Annotated in this window: 6 protein-coding genes and 2 tRNA genes; 3 read left to right on the top strand and 5 right to left on the bottom strand. The window is 62.3% G+C overall.

Going from position 1 to position 6,684, the window contains the following annotated elements; translation table 11 throughout:
• Positions 1-87: 87 nt before the first annotated feature.
• Positions 88-1,605 carry a helix-turn-helix transcriptional regulator gene (locus GT590_RS11485; RefSeq protein WP_226844222.1) on the bottom strand — a complete coding sequence of 506 codons (1,518 nt, stop codon included), beginning with the start codon at positions 1,603-1,605 and terminating at the stop codon, positions 88-90.
• 136 nt (positions 1,606-1,741) lie between these two features.
• On the opposite strand from GT590_RS11485, the gene GT590_RS11490 reads away from it, so the two are divergent.
• On the top strand, positions 1,742-2,668 hold the full coding sequence (locus GT590_RS11490) for an FAD:protein FMN transferase (protein ID WP_009306922.1): 927 nt from the start codon (positions 1,742-1,744) through the stop codon (positions 2,666-2,668).
• Positions 2,669-2,702: 34 nt separating this feature from the next.
• Here GT590_RS11490 and GT590_RS11495 read toward each other — a convergent pair.
• Both GT590_RS11495 and GT590_RS11500 read right to left on the bottom strand, forming a co-directional pair.
• Positions 2,703-2,776 (bottom strand) — tRNA-Gln (locus GT590_RS11495).
• 64 nt (positions 2,777-2,840) lie between these two features.
• Positions 2,841-2,916 (bottom strand) — tRNA-Lys (locus GT590_RS11500).
• A gap of 206 nt (positions 2,917-3,122) precedes the next feature.
• Between GT590_RS11500 and GT590_RS11505 the strand changes: the two genes are divergently transcribed.
• Positions 3,123-3,569 carry a universal stress protein gene (locus GT590_RS11505; RefSeq protein WP_009306923.1) on the top strand — a complete coding sequence of 149 codons (447 nt, stop codon included), beginning with the start codon at positions 3,123-3,125 and terminating at the stop codon, positions 3,567-3,569.
• A 58-nt stretch (positions 3,570-3,627) separates the two neighbouring features.
• The gene (locus tag GT590_RS11510; RefSeq protein ID WP_227111413.1) at positions 3,628-4,836 is read left to right on the top strand and encodes an MFS transporter; all 1,209 of its coding nucleotides are present in this window, start codon (positions 3,628-3,630) and stop codon (positions 4,834-4,836) included.
• A gap of 141 nt (positions 4,837-4,977) precedes the next feature.
• Here GT590_RS11510 and GT590_RS11515 read toward each other — a convergent pair whose 3' ends face one another.
• Positions 4,978-5,583, bottom strand: a complete 606-nt coding sequence (locus GT590_RS11515) for an HD domain-containing protein (protein ID WP_009306925.1) — start codon at positions 5,581-5,583, stop codon at positions 4,978-4,980.
• Between the two features lie 93 nt (positions 5,584-5,676).
• The gene (locus tag GT590_RS11520; protein WP_015761424.1) at positions 5,677-6,546 is read right to left on the bottom strand and encodes an arsenic efflux protein; all 870 of its coding nucleotides are present in this window, start codon (positions 6,544-6,546) and stop codon (positions 5,677-5,679) included.
• Positions 6,547-6,684: the final 138 nt, after the last annotated feature.

Genomic DNA, 6,684 nt, shown 5'->3' on the forward strand with positions numbered 1-6,684 from the left:
GATCAACACGAAGCAAATCCATCGTCAAAACGCAGGAAATTGCATTCCGTCCGAGATTGCGCTTCTAAACGAAAAGGGGGAGAAGCCCTAAACGCCCTTGTCGGGCCCGTCGCCTTCATCATCGAGCAACTTGAACAGCTCCTCGCGCGACGAGACCCCGAGCTTGCGGTAGATGTTCTTGCGGTGGCTTCGCACCGTGGATTCCGCCACCGTCAACTCATCGGCGACGAAGCTTGACGTGTGGCCGCGACCCAGCAGAAGCAGTATTTCGGCCTCGCGCGCAGTCAGGCGGTACTCGTCGGACAGATCGGCGCAACGACGGTTGTAGCCCTCCTGAGCTCCGAGCGCGTTCGACTCTACGGCATCGATGCCCTCGAGCATAACGCGCCACAATCGCGAGCTGGGAGTGACCATGAGCGCGATCGCCATCACCACGAACAGCACGATCAGCACCTGGTACTGGCATGCAGCTAGCACGCCCGTGTTCATGTTGGCGTCCGACAGCAGGCACACCAGGCACCCGACGATGATCATGATGCCTCCGGCCGGCAGAGCGAGCGAGCGCATGCGACCCGCCATCGCTACCAGCATCGCCGACATCACGAGCGCATAGATGGCGCAGAACGAGAGAGAGCCAACCGCCATCACCGAGCGTTGCAACGGAGGTTCGACGAACGCCGTGGCCGCGAACACCGCGAAGGCCACCAGCGGCAGGAAGAAACGGTACGAGAAGTTGATGAGCGCCTGATCGGTCTTCATGCGAATGAGGGGCACCATGACCGCCACGGCCAGCACGCCCGCCAAAGCCAGCGGAGCGACACCCCAATCCATGGTTCGCACCAGGCTATTGTCAGCCACGAACAGCAACAGCATGGCGAACGGCATAACGGCGAAGAACAGCGCGCGAGCGAGTGGGGTTTTGAAATCACCCGTCCCCTCCACCACCGACACATCGAGGTGCCCGAACACGTCCCACCAGTTCACCCCTGCCTGCGCCGAACGCTCGTCCTCTCCCTCTGAGCGGAAGAACAACCGCGCGCACCCTACGACGGACAGCGCCGCCGCCACGGTGAGCACCGTCCGGGCAGGCGTCGCGCCCAGCATGGGCAGCAGCGACGCGCTTGCGAACAGGACGCAGCCGGCGACCCACGCCACAACGAGCGCGCGCCTGAACTCGAGCACATGCAGCCGGCTCATCCACACCAGGCACATCACGGCAGCGCCGAAACCCATCATGAGACCGCTGCCCGCTTCCACGACGGAGCCGTCGAGCGCGCCGAAGCTCCACAGGTCAAGCAGGCCGTAGCCGATCGCATAGCACGCCAACGCCAGCAGCATGATAGTGCGGCTCACACGCGCATGCGCCGTTTTCAGCAGGCAGATGAACAAAAACGCGAGCGCCGTGAACATGGCCGCCAGCGACAACGCGGCCGAAAACGACACCGAAGGCAGAAACGACCAGGAAACGGCAACCGACGACGTCATGCCGCGCCACTGCTCCAGCACGGGAAGGAACAACGGCACGCTCATGCAGAATGCGAAAAAGGAAAGCGTGTCAAGCAGGTCGAACCGTTTGATAATGCCTCGTTTTTCGAGTCGTATCATGTTCCTTCTCTCCACCGTCCGCACGTCCCGATCGCCCGCTGCGCCGCTCATGCACACTGCGCTCCCTCAAACGCCCGTAGAAAGTATACTGTCTTAGTAGCGTATTTGCGAATGTAATGTACTTGGAGGCAATGGCATGGTTTCTCGGAATTTCTTCCGCTTCAACACCACGAACATCATCAGCGCAGAAACCGACAACGAGGACATCCTCGACGAAGCGGTGGAATGGTGCGACCGCTACGAGCTGCTGTTCTCGCGCGTAGACCCTGCAAGCGAGCTGTTCCGGCTGAACAGCGCCGAGGGGCGCCCCACCGCGGTGGATGCCGAGCTAGCCGCGTTCATCGAGACGGCGCTGTCGTACTGCCGCGAAGTCGACGGGTTATTCGACGTGACTATGGGAAGCGCCACGCAGCTGTGGAACTTCAAGGATTGCATGATTCCCGCGCGCGATGACGTGGCCGCGGCGCTGCGGCACGTGGATTATCGCGGCGTCATCGTGAACGATGCCGTCGTGACGCTGCGCGACCCGCTAGCCTGCGTCGATTTGGGCGGCATCGCGAAAGGCTACATCGCCGACGGCATCCTCGCGCTGCTGCGCGAACGCGGCGTGGAACACGCTCTGGTCAACCTCGGCGGCAACGTGGCCGTCATGGGCGGCAAGCCCGATGGAGCACCGTGGCGCGTGGGCGTCCGCCGTCCCCTTCCCTCCAGCTCGATGCCGCTGCTTGATTCGTTCGCCGTCCTGGCCCTGCGCGATGGCTCGGCCGTGACAAGCGGCATCTACGAGCGCGCCTTCGAGCAGGACGGGAAACTGTACCACCATATCCTTGACCCGCGCACGGGCTTCCCCGCCGAAACCGACCTGCTGAGCGCCACGGTGGTCGCGCAGAGCTCGCTCGATGCCGACGGGTACACCACCGCGCTTATCATGATGGGAGCCGATCGCGCACTTGCGTTCGCCGAGCAGCATCCGGCGCTCGAAGCCGTGCTAGTCACCACCGAGGGCGATGTGCTGGCCACCTCCGGCATCGGTGATCGCGTACTGTTCGAGCTGCTGGGATAGCAAAACACGGCACGCATGCGAAAAGCGCGCAAAGTGGCTGGGCCACCAGGATTCGAACCTGGATAGCTGGTACCAAAAACCAGAGTCCTGCCGTTGGACGATGGCCCAGTCTGAAACAGAAGCGCCCGCGATGCGGCGCGCTAAGAACAATCGCATGCCGAGCAAACAAAAATGGTGGGCCGTGAGGGAGTCGAACCCGCGACCTTGGGATTAAAAGTCCCCTGCTCTACCAGCTGAGCTAACGGCCCACGTTCGCAGCAATGCGCGAGTACTCATTTTAGCTGGGCGGGCAAGGCGGGTCAATGATTATGTTGACGAACACCAGTCATACATCTAACCGCACGCAATACCGTCTATCCATTGCCACCATACCGTTATTCAAACCGAAACAATTCGTACTACAATCGAAGAGGAACCGAACGCCCACCCCTCTGTAGAAAGGCCGTGATGCCTCATGTGGTGCTCCAAGGTCCTGGTTGCCTACGACGGCTCCGCTCCCTCCGCCAAAGCGCTCCATCTAGCGCGTTCCATCGGCGCGCAGGACGAGAGCGTCGAGCTCGTGTTCGCCCATGTGGTGAAGCTGTACGGCCTGGGCACCGGCGCCGAAACCGTGCTGCTCGACGAGGCGAAGAAGGTGCTGGTCGAAATGGAGCAGCTTGCAGACGAAGTGCCGAACAAGGCGCACGCCCACCTGCTGAAGGGCAGCTCGCCGGCCGATCTCCTGCTGAAATGCGCGCAAGACGAGGGCTGCGACCTCATCGTCATGGGCAGCCGCGGCCAGGGCGGCGTCAAAGGCTTCCTTGGCAGCGTCAGCTACGCCGTGGTGCAGGGATCGCCTATCGCCGTGCTCATCGCGAAGGACGCTCCCGCCGCAGCGACGAAAGCCGGGGCGACCGATTAGCATGCCTGCAATTGCACGAGAAAAGCTCTGGACGAGAGATTTCGTATTCGGAACCGCCGTGAACTTCCTGATCATGGTGAACTACTACGGGCTCATGGTGGTCGTAGCCGACTACGCCATGAAAACCTACGATGCGCCCGCAGCCACCGCCGGCCTCGCGGCCAGTATCTTCGTCATCGGCGCGCTGATAGCCCGCCTCTTCAGCGGGCGCATCATGGATCGCGTCGGTCGCAAGCGCTTGCTTATCATCGGTGCCGTGCTCGAAGTGGCGTTCTCGGCGCTTTACCTTACCGGCCTGGGATTATGGCTGCTGTTCGCGCTGCGCCTGCTGCACGGCATCGCGTTCGGCACGTGTTCCACCGCCATCGGCACCATCGTCACGGCTCTTGTGCCGGACAACCGCAAAGGCGAAGGCGTGGGCTACTATATGCTGTCCGTCACCCTCGGCGCGGCAATCGGGCCGTTTCTGGGCATGTTTCTCACGCAGAACGCCGGATTCCAAACGTTGTTCCTCGTAGCCGCCGCCGTAGCTCTGGCTTGCTTGCTAGCCGCCACGCAGCTGCGCGTGCCGAAAAACCCTGTATCGGCCGAAACCGTGGCCCGGAAGGCGAGCGACATCGCCCGCGACGAACGCATCGAGCAGGCGGGCGGGTTCCGCGTGCCTCGTCCGAGCCTGACGAACTACCTGGAATCCAGCGTGATCCCCATCGGCGCCGTATGCGCGCTGCTGTTCTTCTGCTATTCCAGCCTGCTTGCGTTCCTCACGCCGTTCGCGGCCGAAAACGGGCTCGAAACGCCCGCGAGCTTCTTCTTCGTCGTGTACGCCATCGCCACGTTCGTCACACGGCCGTTCACCGGCAAGCTGTTCGACCGCAAAGGCGACCGCGTGGTCATGGTGCCCGCGTTCATCGCCTTCATCGTCGGCATGGGACTGCTGGCCACCGTCTACCAGCCGACGGCCATGCTGATCGCGGCAGCGTTGCTGGGCTTCGGCGTAGGGACGGTTCAGGCAAGCGGCCTGGCTCTGGCGGTGCGCCTCGCCCCCGACGATCGACTGAGCTTGGCGAACTCCACGTTCTACATCTTGCTGGACATCGGCGTGGGCGTGGGCCCGCTGCTTTTAGGCATCGTGCAGCCGCTGTGGGGCTATCGCGGCCTGTTCGAGGCCATGTCGCTAGTCGCCATCGTGGCGCTGGCAGCCTACCTGCTAGTGAGCCGCAAGAAAGGCACCATGCGCCGCAAGCTCGAAGAAGCGGAGAAACGGTAGGGCGACGGATCGTTCAGCGGCCATTTCAACGAGCGACCGTCCGCCACGATCGCCCCTCCAAGCTCTTCCGAACCCCTTCAAACCACGGAGGCTCCGTCGCACACGACGGAGCCTCCGTTTGCATTTGGAATCTGGAGAGGATTACCCCTCGGCAGGCTGGAACGTATCTTTATCGGGCGCGAAGGACTGCATGGCCTCAATGGTGCGGGCGAACAGCTCGTCCAGCTCCCAGCCCAGCATTTCGGCGCCGGAGCGGATGACGTCGCGGCTGACACCGGCGGCGAAGCGCTTGTCCTTGAACTTCTTCTTCAGCGACTTCACTTCGAAATCCATGACGCTCTTCGAGGGGCGCATCACTACCGCCGCGCCGATGAGACCGGTCAGTTCTTCGGAGGCGAACAGGATCTTCTCCATCTGCAGCTCGGGCTTCGGCAGCTCCGGGTTGAAGTCGGAGGTGTGGCTCTGGATGGCGCGGATGAGCTCGGGCGAGCCGCCAGCGGCTTCGATGAGCGGCGCCGCGTAGATGGTGTGCAGCTCGGGCTCGTCGTCGTGCTCTTCCCAGTCGAGATCGTGCAGCAGCCCGACGATACCCCAGAACTCCTCGTTCTCAGGATCGAACTCGCGCGCGAAATAACGCATGGTCTGCTCAACCGTCTCGCCGTGCTCGATGTGGAACGGATCCTTGTTGTGCTCCTGCAAAAGCGCGAACGCTTCGTCGCGCGTCAGGCCGGCCTCGAGTGTCGCCATGATGCTCTCCTTCTCGTCTTCGATTGGATGCTCTTCGCTATGCTACCCCATAGGGCGCGCGAAGTCAGCATGGCAATCCGTTCGAACGCACGCCTAGAACACGATGCCGAGCGCGTTCGCCAACAAACCCCAGATGACGCCCATCGCGTACAGCGCCACGATGATGGCGATATTCTCTTTCAGATGGCGGTTCGTGCGAACCAACACCAGCAGGCCCACGCCCGCCGACACGAGCAAACCGGCCAACATGGCGCCCGAGCCCAGCACGCCTTCCACGTACAGCTGCGCGATGACGATGCTGGCCGCGCAGTTCGGCACGAGACCAACCAACGCCGAGCCGAACACCGACAGCGCCGGGTTCGCGCCGAGGAACTCGGCCAGCACGTCCTCGCCCACTACGGCAAGCAGGCCGTTCAGCGCTAGCGTGATGAGGAAGATGAACAGGGTCACCTGCAACGTATGTTTGAGCGCGCTTCTCAGGATTCCGCCTTCGCCGTCGTGGCAATGGCAATGCTCCTGCTCACATAAGTCGTGAATATGCAGCGGCATGTCGATGCGGCGCGCGATGCGAAGGCCGGCATCCACGAGGAAGCCCATGATCATGCCGATGATGATCTTCGCGCCGATGATTTTGAAAATGACGTCGGGCGGCACCTGCTCGGCGATGAAGATGGGCAGCATCTCGTCCGACGTAGAGAGGAACACCGCGAACAGCGTTCCCAACGTGATGACGCGCCCAGCCCACAGCGTCGCGGCAGCCGCGGAGAAGCCGCACTGGGGCACTACGCCAACGACGGCACCGATGAACGGCCCTGCCGCGCCGGCGCGCTGAATGGCAGCCTCGGCCTTCCCACCCGTCTTATGCTCAAGCCACTCCATGGCCAGATACGTGACGAACAGAAACGGAATGATGTAAAGCGTGTCCTTGATCGCGTCTGCCAGCACGTCAAACGCTATATGCATGATTTCTTCCATAACAACGTATTGTAATCCAATCAAGGTTCTGTAACAGCATCGTCGCCGAACGGTCACCAAGAGACCCACGCCCCCAGAACGCGCGAAGGCCCCGCCTCCCGAGGGGGGCGGGGCCTTCGCATGCCG

This window comes from Eggerthella sp. BIOML-A1 (genome assembly GCF_009875595.1).
GTDB lineage: Bacteria > Actinomycetota > Coriobacteriia > Coriobacteriales > Eggerthellaceae > Eggerthella > Eggerthella lenta.